General features: G+C 45.6%; 18 protein-coding genes, 1 pseudogene and 1 riboswitch. Of the genes and pseudogenes, 11 read left to right on the forward strand and 8 right to left on the reverse strand.

From position 1 onward, the window contains the following. Positions 1-183: helix-turn-helix domain-containing protein (locus AB4375_RS19095; protein ID WP_372163523.1), on the reverse strand; the 183-nt coding region annotated here is incomplete at its 3' end. Positions 184-238: 55 nt separating this feature from the next. Between AB4375_RS19095 and AB4375_RS19100 the strand changes: the two are divergent. The 8 genes and pseudogenes from AB4375_RS19100 to thiH form a co-directional block, all read left to right on the forward strand. After that, positions 239-1,228: pseudogene (locus AB4375_RS19100) on the forward strand (multicopper oxidase family protein); the annotation flags it as partial. A 100-nt stretch (positions 1,229-1,328) separates the two neighbouring features. Further along, the gene (gene crcB, locus AB4375_RS19105; RefSeq protein WP_017069597.1) at positions 1,329-1,712 is read left to right on the forward strand and encodes a fluoride efflux transporter CrcB; all 384 of its coding nucleotides are present in this window, start codon (positions 1,329-1,331) and stop codon (positions 1,710-1,712) included. 62 nt (positions 1,713-1,774) lie between these two features. Next, a riboswitch (TPP riboswitch) is annotated at positions 1,775-1,873 on the forward strand. Between the two features lie 129 nt (positions 1,874-2,002). Further along, the gene (thiC, locus tag AB4375_RS19110) at positions 2,003-3,952 is read left to right on the forward strand and encodes a phosphomethylpyrimidine synthase ThiC (protein WP_372052317.1); all 1,950 of its coding nucleotides are present in this window, start codon (positions 2,003-2,005) and stop codon (positions 3,950-3,952) included. Beyond that, positions 3,952-5,244 (forward strand): thiamine phosphate synthase, encoded by a 1,293-nt coding sequence (locus AB4375_RS19115; protein ID WP_017069599.1) that lies wholly within the window; start codon positions 3,952-3,954, stop codon positions 5,242-5,244. The genes thiC and AB4375_RS19115 overlap by 1 nt, the downstream gene beginning before the upstream one ends. After that, complete coding sequence (locus AB4375_RS19120; protein ID WP_372052318.1) at positions 5,234-6,016, forward strand: ThiF family adenylyltransferase; 783 nt, start codon at positions 5,234-5,236, stop codon at positions 6,014-6,016. The genes AB4375_RS19115 and AB4375_RS19120 overlap by 11 nt, the downstream gene beginning before the upstream one ends. Further along, positions 6,013-6,222: a sulfur carrier protein ThiS gene (gene thiS / locus AB4375_RS19125; protein ID WP_048610390.1), complete on the forward strand. Its 210-nt coding sequence runs from the start codon at positions 6,013-6,015 to the stop codon at positions 6,220-6,222. Before AB4375_RS19120 ends, thiS begins: the two co-directional genes overlap by 4 nt. Before the next feature lie 2 nt (positions 6,223-6,224). Then, positions 6,225-6,989 (forward strand): thiazole synthase, encoded by a 765-nt coding sequence (locus AB4375_RS19130; protein ID WP_017067772.1) that lies wholly within the window; start codon positions 6,225-6,227, stop codon positions 6,987-6,989. Positions 6,990-6,996: 7 nt separating this feature from the next. Continuing rightward, on the forward strand, positions 6,997-8,109 hold the full coding sequence (thiH, locus tag AB4375_RS19135) for a 2-iminoacetate synthase ThiH (RefSeq protein WP_017061318.1): 1,113 nt from the start codon (positions 6,997-6,999) through the stop codon (positions 8,107-8,109). Positions 8,110-8,237: 128 nt separating this feature from the next. Here thiH and AB4375_RS19140 read toward each other — a convergent pair whose 3' ends face one another. Both AB4375_RS19140 and AB4375_RS19145 read right to left on the reverse strand, forming a co-directional pair. Then, on the reverse strand, positions 8,238-10,028 hold the full coding sequence (locus tag AB4375_RS19140) for an aminopeptidase P family protein (protein WP_372052320.1): 1,791 nt from the start codon (positions 10,026-10,028) through the stop codon (positions 8,238-8,240). 122 nt (positions 10,029-10,150) lie between these two features. Next, a complete protein-coding gene (locus tag AB4375_RS19145) occupies positions 10,151-11,092 on the reverse strand; it encodes a LysR substrate-binding domain-containing protein (protein WP_017061320.1) in 942 nt (313 codons plus the stop codon). A 101-nt stretch (positions 11,093-11,193) separates the two neighbouring features. On the opposite strand from AB4375_RS19145, the gene AB4375_RS19150 reads away from it, so the two are divergent. Continuing rightward, entirely contained in the window at positions 11,194-12,393 is a 1,200-nt protein-coding gene (locus AB4375_RS19150) for a multidrug effflux MFS transporter (RefSeq protein ID WP_029235644.1), read from the forward strand. A 102-nt stretch (positions 12,394-12,495) separates the two neighbouring features. After that, positions 12,496-12,777: a hypothetical protein gene (locus tag AB4375_RS19155; protein ID WP_009848181.1), complete on the forward strand. Its 282-nt coding sequence runs from the start codon at positions 12,496-12,498 to the stop codon at positions 12,775-12,777. Between the two features lie 99 nt (positions 12,778-12,876). Here the strand turns inward: AB4375_RS19155 and AB4375_RS19160 are convergent, their stop codons facing one another. The 4 genes from AB4375_RS19160 to AB4375_RS19175 form a co-directional block, all read right to left on the reverse strand. Next, positions 12,877-13,335: a DoxX family protein gene (locus tag AB4375_RS19160; protein ID WP_017061322.1), complete on the reverse strand. Its 459-nt coding sequence runs from the start codon at positions 13,333-13,335 to the stop codon at positions 12,877-12,879. A 1-nt stretch (position 13,336) separates the two neighbouring features. Continuing rightward, complete coding sequence (locus AB4375_RS19165) at positions 13,337-14,104, reverse strand: DNA-binding domain-containing protein (protein WP_372052321.1); 768 nt, start codon at positions 14,102-14,104, stop codon at positions 13,337-13,339. Then, a complete protein-coding gene (locus AB4375_RS19170) occupies positions 14,101-14,961 on the reverse strand; it encodes a DUF692 domain-containing protein (RefSeq protein ID WP_372052323.1) in 861 nt (286 codons plus the stop codon). The genes AB4375_RS19165 and AB4375_RS19170 overlap by 4 nt, the downstream gene beginning before the upstream one ends. 64 nt (positions 14,962-15,025) lie before the next feature. Then, positions 15,026-15,286: a DUF2282 domain-containing protein gene (locus tag AB4375_RS19175; RefSeq protein WP_004736650.1), complete on the reverse strand. Its 261-nt coding sequence runs from the start codon at positions 15,284-15,286 to the stop codon at positions 15,026-15,028. Positions 15,287-15,550: 264 nt separating this feature from the next. On the opposite strand from AB4375_RS19175, the gene uvrD reads away from it, so the two are divergent. After that, complete coding sequence (gene uvrD / locus AB4375_RS19180) at positions 15,551-17,725, forward strand: DNA helicase II (RefSeq protein ID WP_017069607.1); 2,175 nt, start codon at positions 15,551-15,553, stop codon at positions 17,723-17,725. 121 nt (positions 17,726-17,846) lie between these two features. Here the strand turns inward: uvrD and tpx are convergent, their stop codons facing one another. After that, positions 17,847-18,344: a thiol peroxidase gene (gene tpx, locus AB4375_RS19185; protein WP_372052325.1), complete on the reverse strand. Its 498-nt coding sequence runs from the start codon at positions 18,342-18,344 to the stop codon at positions 17,847-17,849. Between the last annotated feature and the right edge of the window lie 764 nt (positions 18,345-19,108).

Below are 19,108 nucleotides of genomic sequence, written 5' to 3' on the forward strand. Positions count from 1 at the left end.
TTCTTCAAAAAAAATCCGAACCCATTTATTGACACTGGTTCGACTGACTTTGAGAGATTTTGCAATTTGTGTACGAGAGAGGCCGTCTTTAAAGTGTGCGAGCGCAAGTAAACGCATCTTCATCTGAATGGTTTTTTGCTGGCTCGCAAGCTTTTTGAAGTCAGTGTTATTAAGGCTATCCATGGCTAAATTTCACAATAATTCATCAATCTTAATTAGATCACATTTTTACTTTAATTGGTATCACCCACATATGAACAGCGTTAAGCAGCTTGGTATGGGCTTGGTTGGTCTAATTATCGTTGAGGAGAGCATTCCAGTGCCGTTTGATGAAGAGCACGTACTGATGCTTAAACATTGGCATATAGATAAGAAAGGCCAATGGAAAGATCTAATGATCCCACGACTCAGTGCTCGTATGGGTACGCCAGGAGAGTGGAGTAGCGTTAATGGAATACATGAGCCTGTCTATGAGTTAAAACAACATGCAACAACCAGGCTACGTATCGCTAATGTCGACAATACGATCACTTACCCTATAGCTGTCGAAGGGGCAGAAGCATGGGTCATTGCCATTGATGGTAACCCTGTAAAGACACCTTATAAGCTGACTCAACATAAAATTGGCCCAGGTATGCGTGTCGACCTTGGGCTGATTGCTCCTAAGGTGGGCGAGCAAGTGAGTGTCCTTCAAATGAAGGGGCGTTTTCCGTTCTCCTTGTGTGAGTTTGAGGTTGTAGATTCAACGTTAATAGAAGGCCAAACACTTCCTTCATTGCCTCTGAATCCCGTGCCTAACTTAGATCTCGCCAACGCAGAAGAAATCGACTTTTTATTTGAATGGGAAGGGGCGGTTTCTCCAGTATCTAAAGATGGAAAATCTATGCCTAAGTTTTGGCTAACTAATAAACGAGCATGGGAGGGGATGAGCAAAGATAATATCCCTGAACCGTTGGCGACTTTAGAGCTGGGAAAAACCTATATATTCGATCTTAAGAACGTCACTCAATATCATCACCCGATTCATATTCATGGTCATACATTTACTGTATTGGAACTTGATGGTAAAAAAATTGAAGAACCCTTCCATACCGACACTGTGTTACTTGGGAAAAATTGTCGAGCGAAAGCTGCGTTTGTTGCAGACAACTCTGGACGTTGGATGTACCACTGTCATGTCATTGAGCACATGAAAACGGGACTAATGGGATATATTGAAGTTAAGTGACACCTGTAACGTTTAATTTTTGCGCATGCATTCTTAGTTTCTACCCTCGCTTTTATCGGCGGTAAAGCTAGAATATAGGGACTGTTATTTGGGAGGATTCATGGGTCAGCTATCTATTTTAGGTTTTATTGCCATTGGTGGCGCATTTGGTGCTTGTTCGCGCTATTTGATTTCAGAGTTATGTGTAGTGATGTTAGGGCGTGGCTTTCCTTACGGTACGTTGACCGTTAACGTGATCGGCTCTTTGATTATGGGCTTGCTCATCGCCGCATTCGAAAATGAGATGATTGCGACTGAACCATGGAGACAGATCATTGGCCTCGGTTTCCTTGGAGCACTGACTACGTTCTCTACATTTTCGATGGATAACGTGCTTCTTATGCAGCAGGGCGCTTTCTTTAAGATGGGGCTTAATGTGTTGCTCAACGTGGTTCTCAGTATTTCAGCAGCATGGATCGGCTTCCAACTTTTGATAAAGTCTTAAAACTTTCTTACGATTTGTTAACAACTCGGCTTGGTTTATCCAAGCCGTTTTTATATACTCGATCGAACTTGTCGGAGTGCCATATGGCTGAGACCGTTAACTCGGGATCCGTTGAACCTGATCAGGCTAATACCTGCGAAGGGAACAAGAGTAGATATCTAACTAGAATCCTTCTAGAGATCTATCTCCAGATCACAACTGTATTTCTTACCGTGATCCCTCTTGTAGCATCTAATCCGTCAAGCATTTTTATCCCAATAAATAATGGCTAAAAGCCAAGGAAAAATGCTATGTCGAGTCGTAAACAAGCAAGACTGGAAGCGAAGAATTTCATTGATTCTTTATCCGTACAACCCTATCCAAATTCAAAAAAAGCTTACATCCAAGGATCTCGAGAAGATATCCAAGTCCCTGTGCGAGAAATATCACTCGCAGATAGCCTTGTCGGTGGCACCAAAAAAGAGCCTGTATTCGAATCTAATGAGCCTATTCATGTCTACGATACCTCCGGTGTTTATACCGATCCTACGCATGAAATAGACCTGTATAGCGGTCTTCCTAAGTTGCGAGAGCAATGGATTGAAGAGCGTGGTGATACGGAACTGTTAGACGACGTAAGCTCTGTTTACACCAAAGAACGTTTAGAAGATGAAACTCTAGACGACCTTCGCTACGGCAACCTGCCTAGAATTCGTCGCGCAACAGACAACCAATGTGTTACTCAGTTGCACTATGCTCGTCAGGGTATTATCACACCTGAAATGGAGTACATTGCGATACGTGAGAACATGGGACGTCAGAAGTTCGCTGATGAGCAGCTTAACCATCAACACCCTGGCCATAATTTTGGCGCAAACCTACCGAAAGAGATCACTCCTGAGTTCGTGCGTAAAGAGGTTGCTGAAGGTCGAGCTATTATCCCTTCAAACATTAACCACCCAGAATCAGAACCGATGATTATTGGTAGAAACTTCTTAGTGAAGGTGAACGCCAATATCGGTAACTCTTCAGTAAGCTCTTCGATTGAAGAAGAAGTTGAGAAGCTAGTCTGGTCGACTCGCTGGGGTGGCGATACCGTGATGGACCTTTCCACCGGCCGTAATATCCACGAGACTCGCGAATGGATCCTACGTAATAGCCCAGTACCAATTGGTACGGTTCCCATGTATCAGGCGCTTGAAAAAGTGAATGGCGTTGCGGAAGACCTTAACTGGGAAGTGATGCGCGATACTTTGATTGAACAAGCGGAGCAGGGCGTTGATTACTTCACTATCCATGCTGGTTTGCTTCTTCGTTATGTTCCTATGACGGCTAAGCGTGTGACAGGTATTGTTTCTCGTGGTGGCTCTATTATCGCGAAATGGTGTCTTGCACATCACCAAGAAAGCTTCCTATACACACACTTCCGCGAGATCTGTGAGATCTGTGCGAAGTACGATGTGGCTTTGTCACTAGGTGACGGCCTACGTCCTGGCTCTATTGCAGATGCCAATGATGAGGCTCAGTTCTCGGAGTTACGTACTCTAGGTGAGTTAACTAAAGTGGCTTGGGAATACGATGTTCAGGTGATCATTGAAGGTCCTGGACATGTACCAATGCACCTGATTAAAGAGAATATGGACGAGCAGTTAGAGCACTGCCATGAAGCGCCTTTCTATACTTTAGGCCCATTGACGACAGATATTGCCCCTGGTTACGACCATATTACCTCTGGTATTGGCGCGGCCATGATTGGTTGGTACGGCTGTGCGATGCTCTGTTATGTAACCCCTAAAGAGCACCTAGGCTTACCAAATAAAGAAGATGTGAAGACTGGCTTGATTACTTACAAGCTAGCAGCACACGCAGCGGACCTCGCTAAAGGGCACCCGGGCGCACAAATCCGAGATAATGCATTATCAAAGGCACGTTTTGAATTCCGTTGGGAAGACCAATTTAATCTAGCTTTAGATCCTGAAACCGCGCGCTCTTTCCATGATGAAACTCTGCCACAAGAGTCGGGCAAGGTTGCTCACTTCTGCTCAATGTGTGGACCTAAATTCTGCTCGATGAAGATTTCTCAAGAAGTTCGAGAGTATGCGAAAGACACCGAACAAGTAGCCGCGGATCAGGCTATCGAGATTAAGATGCTAGATAACCCGTTGGAAGGGATGCGTCAAAAATCACAAGAGTTCCGTGATACTGGCTCTGAACTTTACCACTCTGCAGTCGGTGCAAAAGAAGCTCAATTAGAGGAATAATGACAGTGAAGATTCTCATCCCATCTCAAAATATTGAGTTAACGGGAGAGGTGCAGAACTGTCTATTGGTTGCTAAGCGACAAGGCTTAGCAAGTGATGCGGTTGAGTTGGGTGTAAGCCCAACTCAATACTTCTCTATCGTTGATTCTCAGCAGGCGTTATCTATTGGCTTCGCTCATGATCTTGATTCATTGACGGTGTGTCAGCTAGCAGAACTGAACCATGTTGTTGATTACAGCAATTCAGTCGCGCTAGCTGACGTTTGTGATGCCTTTACACAAACTCCGAATACCATTTATATCGGTGTTTCAGATGATTCAGCTGTACTGGATATCTGGTCACACCTGGATGCTAATCGTGCTATCAAGAGTGACACAACAGCTCATCAGGAGTTAGATAATCGCGGCCACTTTGCTTGGTTACTTACTTTGTTGGCGCTGGAATTCCCATTAGAAGACGCACTAGTTTTAGCTCGCGCAGCGTCCAATGTTTCACGTGGAACATGGCCAGCACATTACCAAAACTTTCCAATTCCAGCTCTTGAAGATCAACGATTGGACATAAGCGTAGGTTGGGCTAACCAAGGGACATCACTTTCTTTTCCTGAGTTGAGTAAGAGTAGCCTCGGTTTATACCCAGTAGTTGATGATGTTGAGTGGATCGAAAGATTGCTCAAGCTTGGAATCAACACTGTCCAACTACGTATTAAGAACCCACAGCAAGCGGATTTAGAACAACAAGTCGCACGATCTATCGATCTTGGTCGTGAGTATAACGCTCAAGTTTTTATCAATGATTACTGGCAGCTTGCACTCAAGCATGACGCTTTTGGTGTTCATTTGGGGCAAGAGGATATTGAAGAATCAAATCTCTCACAGTTGAGCTTTGCGGGTATAAAGATTGGGTTATCGACTCATGGCTATTACGAGTTGCTACGCATTGTTCAGATCAACCCAAGCTATATTGCGCTGGGCCACATCTTCCCAACAACAACTAAACAGATGCCATCAAAGCCTCAGGGTCTAGTTCGTTTATCTCTGTATCAACAGCTGATTGATACTATCCCATACACAGAACAACTCATCGGTTATCCGACGGTCGCTATTGGTGGTATTGACCAATCGACAGCTGAGCAGGTGTGGGATTGTGGGGTGTCGAGTTTGGCGGTTGTTCGTGCGATTACATTAGCGGAAGACCCCAAAAAGGTGATCGAGTTTTTTGAAAAATTGATGAAGCCTAAACCTTCAAATGTTGGTAAAGAGGTTGTGCAGGAGCCTAGCTATGCTGAGTGATTTTGAGTTTATTCGTTATCAACGACAAATTGCGTTACCTGAAGTCGGTGAGCAAGGGCAACGAAATCTATTAAACAGCCATGTGTTAGTGATTGGTTGTGGTGGCTTAGGCAATGCTGCCGCTCTTTACCTTGCGGCTTCGGGTGTCGGAAAGATCGTGTTGGTTGATGATGACTGTGTGGATTCGTCTAACCTGCAACGACAAGTCGCGTTCAAAGAAAGTCAGTTAGGTTCGCCTAAAGTCGAAGCTATGAAGCAACAACTGACTGAGCTCAATAGTCGCAGTCAAGTTAGAACCATCAATCAGCGAATGAGTGACAGTCAGCTTGAACTTGAAGTGATGCTCGCTGATTTGGTGTTGGATTGTACTGACAACTTTGCGTCACGCCAGCAGGTTAACCAAGTGTGTTTCGGCAGCAATACACCTTTGATTTCTGGATCTGCAATCGGTTGGAAAGGCCAGTTTATTGTATTTGATTATCAGAATCAGAAAGGGTGCTATCACTGTTTATTCCCGTTCAGTCACCATCCGCAAACGACACGTTGTAGCGATAGCGGCATCATAGGCCCAGTCGTTGGCACCATAGGCAACCTCCAAGCACTGGCTGCGATTCAACGTATTAGCACTGGCGAGTTCCAAGTTGCAACACATCAGCTCAAACTGTTTGATGGTCAGACGATGAACTGGCAAAACTTAAGTGTCACTCAAGATAGTGAATGCCCCGTTTGCTGCACATCTACAGTTAACTATTTAGAAGAAGAAACCCAATGAGCAACATAACGATCTCTATCAATGAGCAACCAGAACAGGTTGCACAATCGTCGTCTCTAGCGGATATCATCCAAGCGCTTTCATTACCCGATCTGGGCTGTGTCTTTGCTATCAATAATGCGGTTGTCCCGCGTAGTCAGTGGCAACAAACGGTTGTCAATGAAGGCGATGCTATTTCTCTTTTCCAAGCTATTGCAGGAGGCTAACTATGTTAACTATCGCAGATAAAACATTTCAATCACGACTCTTTACTGGAACGGGCAAGTTCGCGAATAAACATTTAATGGCGAGTGCTATCGAAGCTTCCGGTTCTCAACTGGCAACCATGGCGTTGAAGAGAGTTGATATTCGCTCTGAGCAAGATGATATTTTACAGCCCATCATTGATGCTGGCGTGAACTTGTTACCAAATACCTCCGGGGCGAAGAACGCGAAGGATGCCATCTTTGCTGCGCATTTGGCTCGCGAAGCGCTAGGCACAAACTGGCTCAAACTGGAAATTCACCCTGATCCAAAGTACTTGATGCCAGACCCAATTGAGACATTAAAAGCGGCTGAGCAACTGGTTAAAGATGGCTTTGTTGTGTTGCCTTACTGTCATGCTGACCCAGTGTTGTGTAAACGATTGGAAGAGGTGGGTTGTGCTGCGGTTATGCCGCTAGGTGCGCCGATTGGGTCGAACAAAGGTATCGCTTCGGCAGACTTCTTAGAGATCATTATCGACCAAGCGAACGTCCCTGTGATTGTTGACGCTGGTATTGGTGCGCCATCTCATGCTGCTCGTGCAATGGAAATGGGCGCGGATGCCGTGTTAGTTAATACTGCAATTGCGGCTTCTCAACAACCCGTTGATATGGCGATTGCTTTTAAACTGGCAGTTGAAGCTGGCCGTATGGCTTACCTTTCTGGTCTTGCTGGACAGGTGTCTCATGCGGTTGCTTCTAGTCCGCTAACTTCATTCCTAGACGAGTAGTGTCCTTATGACGTTTGTTGATCGATTTAAACAGCTCAACTGGGATGACATTGGTATGTCCATCTTCAGTAAAACGGCAGCGGATGTTGAGCGCGCTCTGAGTAAACCTAAACGCGACTTGGAAGACTTTAAGGCTCTTATCTCTCCGGCAGCAGAACCTTACTTAGAGCAGATGGCGCAACAATCGTTGGCACTCACACGCAAGCGATTCGGCAATACAATGTCGTTGTATATTCCATTGTACCTCTCAAACTTATGTGCGAATGCGTGCACGTATTGTGGTTTCTCAATGGAGAACCGCATTAAGCGTCGCACACTTACTTTAGATGAAATCGATGCTGAAAGTGCCGCTATCAAAAAGATGAAGTTTGATAGTGTATTGTTGGTGACTGGTGAACATGAAACCAAGGTCGGGATGAAGTACTTCCGTGAAGTGCTACCGAATATTAAGGCACAATTTAACTATCTTGCGATGGAAGTGCAGCCGCTTGATCAAGATGACTACGCAGAGCTTAAAACTCTCGGCTTAGATGCGGTGATGGTTTACCAAGAAACGTATAGCCCAAGTACCTACGCGGAACACCACTTGCGTGGCAATAAAATGGATTTTGAATACCGGCTCGAAACGCCCGATCGTTTGGCAAAAGCGGGTATTGATAAGATAGGTATTGGCGCTTTGATTGGCTTGGAAGATTGGCGTACCGACTGTTTCTTCGTGGCCGCTCACTTAGACTATCTTGAGCGTACTTATTGGCAAACACGTTACTCGATTTCATTCCCACGTCTTCGTCCGTGTGAGGGTGGTTTGCAGCCTAAATCGATTATGAGTGATAAACAGTTGGTTCAACTTATCTGTGCGTATCGTTTATTAAACCCTGAGGTTGAATTGTCTCTCTCGACTCGTGAGTCTGCAGCTTTCCGTGACAATGTGTTGCCATTGGGAATCACCAGTATGTCGGCTGCGTCTAAAACCCAGCCTGGTGGTTATGCTTCTGATGAAGAAGAACTCGAGCAATTTGAAATAAGTGATGAGCGAAGTGCTGCCGATGTTGAGTCAATGATTCGTCAACGTGGTTTTGATCCTGTGTGGAGAGACTGGCACAGTGCTTACTCTGGTTAGCGAACACGCAGATTTATGTTCCACGTGAAACATCGACGAAGTTAAATCGACAAATAAAAACGGCTACCCTAAGGTGGCCGTTTTTCATTTCATTAAGTTTGAATTAGCTAAGCATTAAGCATTAAGCATTAAGCATGAGCAAGTGGAGTGGTTGATTGGCGTAACCATTCCAATGTATCACCTTCAACTAATGGGCTAACATCGTTCCATACTTTCTGGTGGTAATCATTAAGCCATGCAAGTTCAGGTCGTGTCAGTAAATCGACGTTGATGTTGCGCTTATCGATAGGGCAACGTGTTAGCGACTCAAACGTTAGTACTGAGAAGTCACCTTGAGTTGGCAGCTCAACCACCAGTTCTAGGTTTTCGATACGGATACCAAATTCATCTGCACGGTAGTAACCCGGCTCGTTTGATAACACCATGCCTTCAACAAGAGGTACATCGATTAGCTTCTTAGAGATGCTTTGCGGACCTTCATGAACACTTAGGAAATGACCAACACCGTGACCAGTACCGTGGTCGTAGTCGAAGCCTACTGCCCATAAGTGTTGGCGAGCTAGAATATCAAGTTGGAAACCACGAGTACCCTGTGGGAAACGTGCACGCGCGATACCGATGTGACCTTTAAGCGCTAACGTGAACTGCTGGATCATTTCGTCGCTTGGCTGGCCAATCGCGATAGTTCGAGTGATGTCGGTTGTACCATCTAGGTACTGACCGCCTGAATCGACTAGGTAAAGAGTATTCATCTCTAACTGACCTGGTTCAGGTTGGTTCTCGTGGTTGTAGTGACACATTGCTGCGTTGCCGCCTGCTGCTGAAATCGTGTCAAAACTTAGGTCCATCAGCGTTGGGTCTTGTTCGCGGAATGATTGAACTTTGTCTGCTAGCACAGCTTCATTGTGCAGATTACCTTGCGTGACTTCTGCATCAATCCAAGATAGGAACTTCGCCATCGCAACACCATCACGAATGTGACACGCTTTCATGCCGGCAATTTCAGTTTCATTCTTTGCTGCTTTTGGCATTAGGCATGGGTCTGCTGCTTCAATGATATGAGCACCAGAGTTTTGTATAACCAGCGTGTACCAAGCGTTACTGGTACCTGAATCGACAGATACATTTTTGCCTTCCAAAGATTGAAGGCGTGCTTCAAGCTCTGATGGGTGAGATACGCGAATACCATTGCCAACGTGTGCTTCAAAGCCCGTAGGAATACGAGCTGGGTCTAGGAAGAAGTCGACGCTTTCATCGGCGTGGATGATCGCATTGGATAACACAACAGGTAGGCGAGATACGTCCAAGCCGCGAATGTTAAGCAACCAACAGATCGAATCGAGTTCCGTAAGGATAGCGGCATCAGCACCTTTGGCTTTTAGTAAGCCAGCAATCTCCGCACGTTTGCTTTCACTTGATTGGCCTACTGCGTCTGTTGCCATTAAGCGAACATCAGATACCACCGGCTCAGGACGATCAGACCAAAGCTCATCAATTGGATTCGAAGATAGTGTTGTTAGTTCAACTTTCTCTGCCAGTTTAGCTTGAGCGCCTTTCAACCAAGCAGCAGTGTGCATGCGTGGGTCGAATGCAACCTTGCTGCCTTGTGCTAGAGAACTTGTGATCCAATCTAAAGCCGGCTCTTCAATAAGGTGGCGATACTCAAATAACTCTGCTGGTACCTGCTTACGAACCTGAACCGTGTAGCGACCATCAACAAAAATAGCAGCGTTCTCACGAGTGATAACTGCCGCACCAGCAGAGCCAGTGAAACCTGTTAACCAGTGAAGTCGCTCGTTATGAGCAGGAACGTATTCACCTAGATATTCGTCTTCATGTGGAATGATAACGGCATCTAGGTTGTTTGTTTCAAGCCAAGCTCGAACCGCAGCAACGCGTTCAGCAGTGATATTGTGCATCTGTGTTTATCCTTATTGTTAGGGTCCTTGTTAACACTCACAGTCGATATACATGCGAGGGGACTTATTAGGTCAATAAGCTAGCGCTTTTGTTCGTTTGCTGCAAACGCTGTACGCCATTTTTATCTAAGGTGCAGAGTTTTTTCTTTGATGATATCTCGTAGCCAAGTTAACGCGGGGTCATTTTCTCTGTCACGGTGCCAAAACAGAGTGTATGCCATCGGTGGGAATTCCATCGGTAAAGGGACAACCACTAAGTCGAGTTGCTTGGCGACGAGGTAAGTAAAGTGGCTTGGTGCAGTAAACACAAAGTCGGTGTAGGTACATAGGCTTGCGGCGCTATTGAAGTCTGGAACAGAAATAGCGATATCACGTTGGTGGCCAAGGTCGGCAAGCTTATAGTCGAGCAGCCAACGATCGTTACCATCACATCTTACTTGTACATGACGCTGTGCAAGGTAGGTTTCCAGATCCCATTTGCCATTCAGAGCGGGGTGGTTGCGTCTTAGCACACACATCTGCGCGTCACGGTAGATCTCTTGCTCGCAAATATCATCTGGCGGCAGCATAGTTAAACGTGCGTCGTTGATGTCGATGTCTTTACCTGTGAGTCCGATATCGAGCTCACCGAGCTGCAGCTTCTTAAAGGTTTGCTCCGTCCAAGCGTGGGTGTTGATATTCACCTTAGGGGCTTGTCGAAATATCGCTGGTAAAAAGTGGGGAAGAATAAGTGGGTAAACGCTCTCAACAGCCGCAATGTGAAAACTGTGGTCACTGTTGTTGGGAATGAAGGTCTCTGGTTGGGTGAGCACATCAAGTTGGTTGATCAGCGTTTCTAATCGAGGTTTGAGAAAGACCGCCTTTGGTGTTGGTCGCAGACCATGAGCACTTCGCGTGAAAAGGGGATCATTAAATTGCTCACGAAGTTTGGCCAATGACTTACTAACCGCTGACTGGCTTAGGCACAATCGGTGGGCGGTGCGAGTCACACTTAGCTCTTCCATCAGCACCTGCAAGCAAACTAATAGATTGAGGTCGAGGCGCGATAGTTTCTCAATATTCATATGAGTTTCCTATTTGGAATAATGCTAATGAGTATATGCCATTTTTGTTCATATCTTTAGTTGGTTATTATGCACCTAAATTAACTCATTCGGAGAATCTTGTGCCTTCTAACGCGCTTCCAACCCCTAGTAAACTGCAGGTTGCTTTATTGGCAATGTTGGTTTTATTTAGCCCTCTGGCTATTGATATCTACCTACCAGCTCTGCCACAAATTTCGACAGCGTTTCACGTGGAACATGCGCTAGCACAAGATACGATTACCTGGTTTTTATTCGCCATGGGTGTCGGGCAATTATTTGCTGGCCCTTTGGCTGATAAGCTAGGACGTCGAACCGTTGCATTGGGAGGTGTTAGTATCTATGCATTGAGTGCTTGCTTGGCGTGGGCAGCTCAATCGATTGATATGATGCTAATGGCTCGGCTGCTACAAGGCTTAGGAGCTTGTGCGACTTCTGTAGCAGCCTTTGCAACGGTTCGCGATCTATTTGGCCCAGAGAAGAGCGGCCGTATGATCAGCTACCTTAATGGTGCAATCTGTTTTATTCCTGCTTTGGCACCCATTCTTGGCGCTTGGTTAACACATCAATTTGGTTGGCGCTCGAACTTTAGCTTTATGGCAGGCTTTGCTGTCGTTGTTGGCACTATCTTATTCTTCCAAATGAAAGAGTCTAACCCTGCGACAGAAAAGGTTGCGGTATTCAAGCTTGAGCGATACTGGTCGGTATTGAAAACACCGTCATTTATCTTCCATGCCACTTTATGCTTGATGGCGATGGCGGTAATCCTTGCTTACGTTACCTCTGCACCTGTTGTGTTGATGGAAAACCTAGGTTTGACGATGAGCGAATTTACCTTTTGGTTTGGTGTAAACGCGGCAATTAATATCATCGCAGCATTCACAGCGCCGAAGTTTATGGACCGTTTTGGTACCTATAAAGCACTGGTGGTTGGTATCTCGACGCTGGGCTTAGCGGGTGTGATTATGTTGGTGCTTGCTGAGCACGCTACTCCAATCGCGTTCATGCTACCGATCTTCTTATCGTCAGTTGGCTTTGCTTGGATTCTTGGTGCTGCGGCAGGTAAAGCTCTAGAACCTTTCGGTGACCGTGCGGGTACAGCTGCTGCGCTGCTTGGCTTGTTCCAAATGAGCGGTTCAGGGCTTCTTGTGGGTACCATGCAACGTCTTGATTTAACGTCGCAAGTGATGATTGCTCTGCAAATGTTCCTGATTGTTCCTGCGTTATTAGTGCTTGCGAGCAAAGCGGGTAAGTCTTGGCACACGACGTTTGCTAAGGCATAAGTTACAAGGGTGACAAAATATACAAATGGCGGTTTTCGAAACGTTAAAACATGGTATATTTGTCACTCATTGAAACGTTAGTCCCCAACGGAAAATACTGTAATGTCATTAACAACCTACGAAATGGCGCGCGTCTTAGAACAAATGGAAGATGCACCTGAAAAGGTCATGTTTGGTAAACTGCTTAAAGAGCTAGGCAACCAAAGTGAAGAGCGTATTCGCAGTGCGGCAAAACAAGTTCCAATCGATACTTTGCGAGATATCATTTACCAATTTCAGCGTGTGGTAGAGTCTCGTAAGGGTGAGCAGGTTCAGCTATTGGCAAAAGAACTTGCAGAGCAAGGCATCTCTGCTGAAGAGCTACAAGCTTTTCTAAATAAGTAAGCTTATCCCAGTTAAAAAAGAAACCACTCAATTGAGTGGTTTCTTGCGTTTGGGCTGTAGCATTTAGCTTTAGCAGTTCAAAAGAGGTGAAAACTTATTTTAATTCCTGAACTGCGCTTTCAAAACTCTATCAAGTGAGAATGGTCCTGCGCCCCACACGACAACGATAAGAATCATTAACCCCCAAAGCTGATGATCGTAGAAGCCTTGATCCCACAATACAGGGTAAGACACGACAGCAATGATATTGAAAACGAACAACACCGCAGCCATAGGTCGTGTTAATAAACCGAGCGCTAAAAACATCGGTAGAATTAACTCAGCGGCAGTGCCCATGTAAGCAGCCAATTCCCAAGGTAGCAGTGGCACTTGGTATTCCAATTCAAACAAGTAAAGCGTGCTATCCCAAGTAGCTATCTTGGTGAGTCCAGAATTAAAGAATACCCACGCCACCCAAAGGCGACAAAATAGTAGAAGCACTGGAACAAAAAGTGCCTGTGATTTCTCAATCAAACTGTCGTATTGAGCCATCATGTTCGTGACTGTGTTGTTATCCATGTTATGCCTCCAATTCGGCATTGATTGAAAAACCTGAGATGACGTTTAGCGCCATAATAGTATTCAGATGTTGTAGTAATAAAGGATCGATTGCTGAGAGTGTTCGACCTGATTGCAATTCAGTGAGGAGTTGGTGGCTCTCTTCACTCAAACTATGGCTCTCAACCTGTGAATTCTCAGCTCGGATTAACACCCCAAATTCAGCTTGGTTGATGTCTAGCCCATCAAGTTGCTGCTGATAGATGGCGTGTTCAAGCGCGATAATCGTGTAACTAGAATGAATCAGTGTTATTGAATCTTTGAGATGAAAGACTAAAGCGCCTTGTTGCTCTTGTGGTACATCTGCAAGGCAAGAAAGAGGTATCTGGTCGACATGTGCTTGTGACGAAAACCTTACCAAGCTATCTTTCTGCCATTCATACAAAGCCACTTCACCGAGATAAGGTGCAGCCTCAATAACGGCAGGAAAGGCTTGGATAGTCTGTTCAAAGTGTTCACCGTAACCACTGACATCACCAGAGGTCGATGGATAATGTAAGACATGTTGACGAGCCATCTGTTGGAAGCACTCTTCACCAACCAACATTTCAGTGAGTGGGTGGGTTGCTGCCAGAACTTCGCTCAAGCTGATCACAAAGTTATTACGGTAAATCTGGATGCGTTGTTCATCGGTAAAATGGTCGCTCACTATGTCGCAGTACTCACCATTGTTTTGATAGCGTAGGGCGTTAGCAAACTCCAATTGAACCTCTGCTAGGGAGTGGCTCATGAGGCGCGACTCCTTTGGTTGAACTTGTCGTGTTGATACAAGATATCACTGGCTTTGGTTGCTTCAGCCAATAAAACTTGTGGCTCTGGGATATCGAGATCCCACTCAATCAAGGTATGGCGCAAACCATGTTGTGCAACCCAGTCAGTGTAGAGTTTCCACACTTCGTCACAGACAGGTTTACTGTGTGTGTCTATCCAGATCTCACCTTGTTCAAGCTTCTTTTTGGTAAAACCTGCCAAGTGAATCTCTTCAACTTTGTCTGCTGGTATTCCGTTTAAGTACTCTTCACAACTAAAGCCATGATTAAAAGATGAGACGAAAATATTATTGAAATCGAGCAGTAGGCGACACTCAGTACGCTTTTGTACCTCAGCCAAAAACTCCCACTCAGGAATAGTAGAATGCTTGAAGGATAGGTAGCTCGATGGGTTCTCAATCAACATCGGGCGTTGCAAGCTGTCTTGAACCTCGATGACATTACGACAGAAGACTTCCAATGCTTCTTCTGTGTAAGGCAGCGGTAGCAAGTCATTGAAGTAATGACCACCTGTCTGACTCCAACTGAGATGATCAGAAACCAAGAAGGGTTCGATATCATCAATGAGCTCTTTTAATTGCACAAGATGATGTTGATTGATGCGCTCAACAGAACCTAGCGACAACCCAACACCGTGACAACTGATGTTGTGTGCGTGACGAATTTCTCTGAGTTGTTGTCGTTGCGGTGATTGAGCTAAGAAGTAGTTCTCGCTGTGAACTTCTAACCAACTTACTAAGGCTGGATTTTGGCTAAAGAAGTCCAAGTGCGGTGTTCTAAGGCCAACCCCTGTGTTGGGGTGAAGAGTTTGAGTCACAACGATTCTCCTAATAAGAAGTGGAGGTGAGCTGAGTGTCAGCTCACCATACTAAGCAGCTCAATTATGATGATTGAGTGTTACCACCTGATAATTTGCCACATAGCCCTTTAGGTACGACTACGAACGCATCGGATTGGTTGTCTTCTTTTGCTGTACCCGCACATGAGCTTGTTTTGGTTGCACAATCATTTTGGCCAGCTTTTGCCACGCCGTAGCATTTTTCTTTTGCTGCTGCTTCCGCAGGTGCTGATGTAAGAACTGCACCGCCGAACGCTAGTACACTTGTGATTGCAGCTGTAACAGCAAGATTAGAATTTTTCATAGTCATTCCCTCTAGGACTTAATAGTATTTTCATATCGCAGGTTAATGGATTGTTAACTTGCTTACTAAAAAGGATTGGAACAACCGGGAAATAATTTCACGGCATTATAAAAAATATCAACATTAATGATGTTTCACCTCTTAAGTTATTGAATTAATGATGTTAATTTTTGATTGTTTTTTCTTCTTATTATCCTAAACGCAGCCTAGTGTTTAGGTTATAATCAACTTTTATGTATAAATACCCAGTAGTGAGCATATCCAATGATAGATCCTTCGCTTTTACTCGATGGCCTAAACGATAAACAACGTGAGGCGGTCGCGGCACCTTTAGAAAACCTACTTATTCTGGCAGGTGCAGGCAGTGGTAAAACGCGAGTGTTGGTGCATCGTATTGCTTGGCTGCAAAGCGTAGAGCAAGCATCGCCGTTCTCTATTATGTCGGTTACCTTCACCAACAAAGCGGCAGCAGAGATGCGTGGTCGTATTGAAGAGTTGATGATGGGTAGTTCGTCAGGCATGTGGAACGGCACCTTCCACGGTATTTGTCACCGCATCCTTCGTGCTCACTACCTAGATGCAAAACTGCCAGAAGATTTCCAGATCATTGATTCTGATGATCAGATTCGTTTGCTACGCCGCTTAATCAAGGCGCAAAACCTTGATGAAAAGCAGTGGCCTGCCAAGCAAGCTTCTTGGTGGATCAATGGTAAGAAAGACGAGGGATTACGCCCAAGTCACATTGACGCCTACCATGATCCAATAACTCAAACGTGGTTAAAGATCTATTCTGCTTACCAAGAAGCATGTGACCGTGCTGGCTTGGTCGACTTTGCGGAAATCTTGCTGAGATCGCATGAGCTATTACGCGATAAGAAACACATCCGAGAGCACTACCAAGCACGCTTTAAGCATATCCTTGTCGACGAATTCCAAGATACCAACAACATCCAATACGCTTGGCTTCGCATGATGGCTGGCCCAGATTGTCGCGTGATGATCGTAGGCGATGATGACCAATCTATCTATGGTTGGCGTGGTGCGAAGATCGAAAATATTCAGAAGTTCTTGGATGAATTCCCAGGTGCTTCGACGGTTCGACTTGAACAAAACTACCGTTCAACCAAAACCATTCTGCAGGCGTCGAACGAGCTTATCTCGAACAACACCGAGCGTATGGGTAAAGAGTTGTGGACCGATGGTAACGATGGCGAGCCAATCTCTGTGTACTCAGCATACAACGAGCTCGATGAAGCGCGTTTCACGGTCAGCAAAATCAAAGAGTGGCAGGAGAAAGGCGGCGCGCTAGAAGATACGGCAATGCTTTATCGTAATAACGCCCAGTCTCGTGTTCTTGAAGAAGCGCTTATCCAAGGTGGTCTACCTTATCGAATCTACGGCGGCATGCGATTCTTCGAGCGTCAAGAAATTAGAGACGCCTTGAGCTACATGCGCCTAATGAGCAATCGCGGTAATGATGCGGCGTTTGAGCGTGTGGTCAACACGCCAACGCGTGGCTTGGGTGATAAAACGTTAGAAACGATTCGTCTTGCAGCGCGTGATCGTGGTGCAACCATGTGGGAAGCAAGTGTTGCTTTGATAGAAGAGCAAGTGCTACCCGGTCGTGCTGCGGGTGCATTGAGTCGCTTTATCGAACTGATTAATGCGCTAGAAGACGACACGCTAGAGCTTAGCCTGCATGAGCAAACTGACCACGTGATCAAATCGTCGGGTCTGTTTGCGATGTACGAGCAAGAGAAAGGCGAGAAGTCGAAGGCACGTATTGAGAACTTGGAAGAATTAGTAACGGCAACGCGTCAGTTTGAAAAACCGGAAGAAGCGGATGAGATGAGCATGCTGACGGCGTTCTTAACGCACGCAGCGTTAGAGGCAGGTGAAGGTCAGGCTGATGAGTTTGATGACGCGGTTCAGCTCATGACTCTGCACAGTGCCAAAGGCCTAGAGTTCCCCATGGTATTCATGGTGGGTGTCGAAGAAGGCATGTTCCCAAGCCAGATGTCTGCGGAAGAAGCAGGGCGTTTAGAAGAAGAGCGTCGCCTGTGTTACGTGGGCATGACTCGTGCGATGGAGAAGCTGTACATCACTTACGCAGAGATGCGCCGCTTGTACGGGCAAGACAAGTACCACAAACCATCCCGCTTTATTCGTGAGCTACCAGAAACCTGTCTGGATGAAGTGCGTATGAAAGCGCAAGTCAGTCGCCCTGCAAGCAGTGGTCGCTTTAGTCAAACCGCTGTGAAAGAGAACTTCAATGAAACTGGTTTTAGCTTGGGTTCTCGCGTGAAGCACCCTAAGTTTGGCGAAGGCACTATCATCAACTTCGAAGGAAGTGGCCCACAGAGTCGAGTTCAAGTGGCGTTTAACGGTGAAGGGATTAAGTGGTTAGTAACGGCTTACGCGCGTTTAGAGCAGCTTTAATCTATTACTTCAGCATCTAATAACCGTTCATTATTGAAAACAAAAAGAGCAGCCAATGGCTGCTCTTTTTTATTGTGTACCGCCTTAAGCGATCACAATACATGACTGACTAGAGGGGATCTTACAGTGCTGCAAGTGCCGCTTCGTAGTTTGGTTCTTCAGTGATCTCTGCAACCAACTCGCTGTGTGTTACCACACCTTTTTCATCCACAACGACAACTGCACGCGTTGTTAGGCTTGCTAGTGGGCCTTCAGCAATCGCTACGCCGTAGTCTGATGCGAATGTAGGAGAGCGGAAAGTCGAAGCGTGTTGAACGCCTTCAATGCCTTCTAGTTCGCAGAAGCGACCCGCAGCAAATGGTAGGTCAGCAGAAATACAAACAACCACCGTGTTCTCAAGTTCTGCCGCTTTTGCGTTGAACGTACGTACGCTCGTTGCACAAGTTGCAGTGTCGATGCTTGGGAAGATGTTTAGAACCACTTTCTTGCCTGCAAGAGAAGCAAGAGTCAGTGCAGAAAGATCGCCTGCAGTAAGTGCAAAGCTTGGTGCCTGTTCGCCAGTTTGTGGGCATGTGCCAGTTAGCGGTACAGCAGCGCCTTTGAAGGTAACGTGTGACATGAATTTGTCCTTAATCTAATTATGGTTATGAAACTAGTTGAGCCTAGTAAGACTTACGTTACTCGGAAGTGGTTAAGAAGTGAATGGTTTAAATGTCAGAATTGTAATCAAAGGTCTTTGATTTATTTGTTTTAGATGAAGAAAAGGTGAGACGACAGATAAAGAAAAACCCCGAGAGCTTGCGCTCATCGGGGTCTATAGTCTTACTCGCAGCAATCCGGCTACTAAGTGTGCTCCATGCATCAAATCCATGATAGTGTGCTGTTATCCTTCAGCGTATTCCTTTCGTCGCCTTCCTAGCGGTGTCCTTGATCTTATCCTGATCTGCCAACAATCCTCGTTAGCGCGCGTCACTTGTTCCTTGAGCGGTGTCCTTTACATCATCCTGATGTTCAGTCCTTTCCTCGTCCAGAGGTGTCCATTGTCTTTCCTTAGTAGCAACCATCCTAGTTACTATTGCGTCCATTCAATGTCCATTTCGCTATCCATGCCGATTATTCATCCTGAGTAATCGAATCTTCATCCTGAAGATAACCAAGTCCTTGGCGTTTCCTGTTCCGTGTCAGCATCCTTCCGACACCATTCATATTACCGATTCCTTATTTATCAGCAATGGTGCATAAGCGAATTTCTATATAATTATTTGAATGATAAATGTACGTATTGTTTAATTTCAATCGGTTACGGTTTGTGGGTGACTAATTTCGTCATCAAATATCGATATTTACTCACTGCCTTGTGAGAGATCTCGCACAAGGCTGCGA

It is taken from the genome of Vibrio sp. 10N.261.51.C6 (assembly GCF_041471785.1).
Lineage (GTDB): Bacteria > Pseudomonadota > Gammaproteobacteria > Enterobacterales > Vibrionaceae > Vibrio > Vibrio crassostreae_C.

Coding starts and splice junctions, on each gene's coding strand:
- crcB (WP_017069597.1), top strand. CDS start 1,329: ATGGGTCAGCTATCTATTTTAGGTTTTATTGCCATTGGTGGCGCATTT.
- thiC (WP_372052317.1), top strand. CDS start 2,003: ATGTCGAGTCGTAAACAAGCAAGACTGGAAGCGAAGAATTTCATTGAT.
- AB4375_RS19115 (WP_017069599.1), top strand. CDS start 3,952: ATGACAGTGAAGATTCTCATCCCATCTCAAAATATTGAGTTAACGGGA.
- AB4375_RS19120 (WP_372052318.1), top strand. CDS start 5,234: ATGCTGAGTGATTTTGAGTTTATTCGTTATCAACGACAAATTGCGTTA.
- thiS (WP_048610390.1), top strand. CDS start 6,013: ATGAGCAACATAACGATCTCTATCAATGAGCAACCAGAACAGGTTGCA.
- AB4375_RS19130 (WP_017067772.1), top strand. CDS start 6,225: ATGTTAACTATCGCAGATAAAACATTTCAATCACGACTCTTTACTGGA.
- thiH (WP_017061318.1), top strand. CDS start 6,997: ATGACGTTTGTTGATCGATTTAAACAGCTCAACTGGGATGACATTGGT.
- AB4375_RS19140 (WP_372052320.1), bottom strand. CDS start 10,028: ATGCACAATATCACTGCTGAACGCGTTGCTGCGGTTCGAGCTTGGCTT.
- AB4375_RS19145 (WP_017061320.1), bottom strand. CDS start 11,092: ATGAATATTGAGAAACTATCGCGCCTCGACCTCAATCTATTAGTTTGC.
- AB4375_RS19155 (WP_009848181.1), top strand. CDS start 12,496: ATGTCATTAACAACCTACGAAATGGCGCGCGTCTTAGAACAAATGGAA.
- AB4375_RS19160 (WP_017061322.1), bottom strand. CDS start 13,335: ATGGATAACAACACAGTCACGAACATGATGGCTCAATACGACAGTTTG.
- AB4375_RS19165 (WP_372052321.1), bottom strand. CDS start 14,104: ATGAGCCACTCCCTAGCAGAGGTTCAATTGGAGTTTGCTAACGCCCTA.
- AB4375_RS19175 (WP_004736650.1), bottom strand. CDS start 15,286: ATGAAAAATTCTAATCTTGCTGTTACAGCTGCAATCACAAGTGTACTA.
- uvrD (WP_017069607.1), top strand. CDS start 15,551: ATGATAGATCCTTCGCTTTTACTCGATGGCCTAAACGATAAACAACGT.
- tpx (WP_372052325.1), bottom strand. CDS start 18,344: ATGTCACACGTTACCTTCAAAGGCGCTGCTGTACCGCTAACTGGCACA.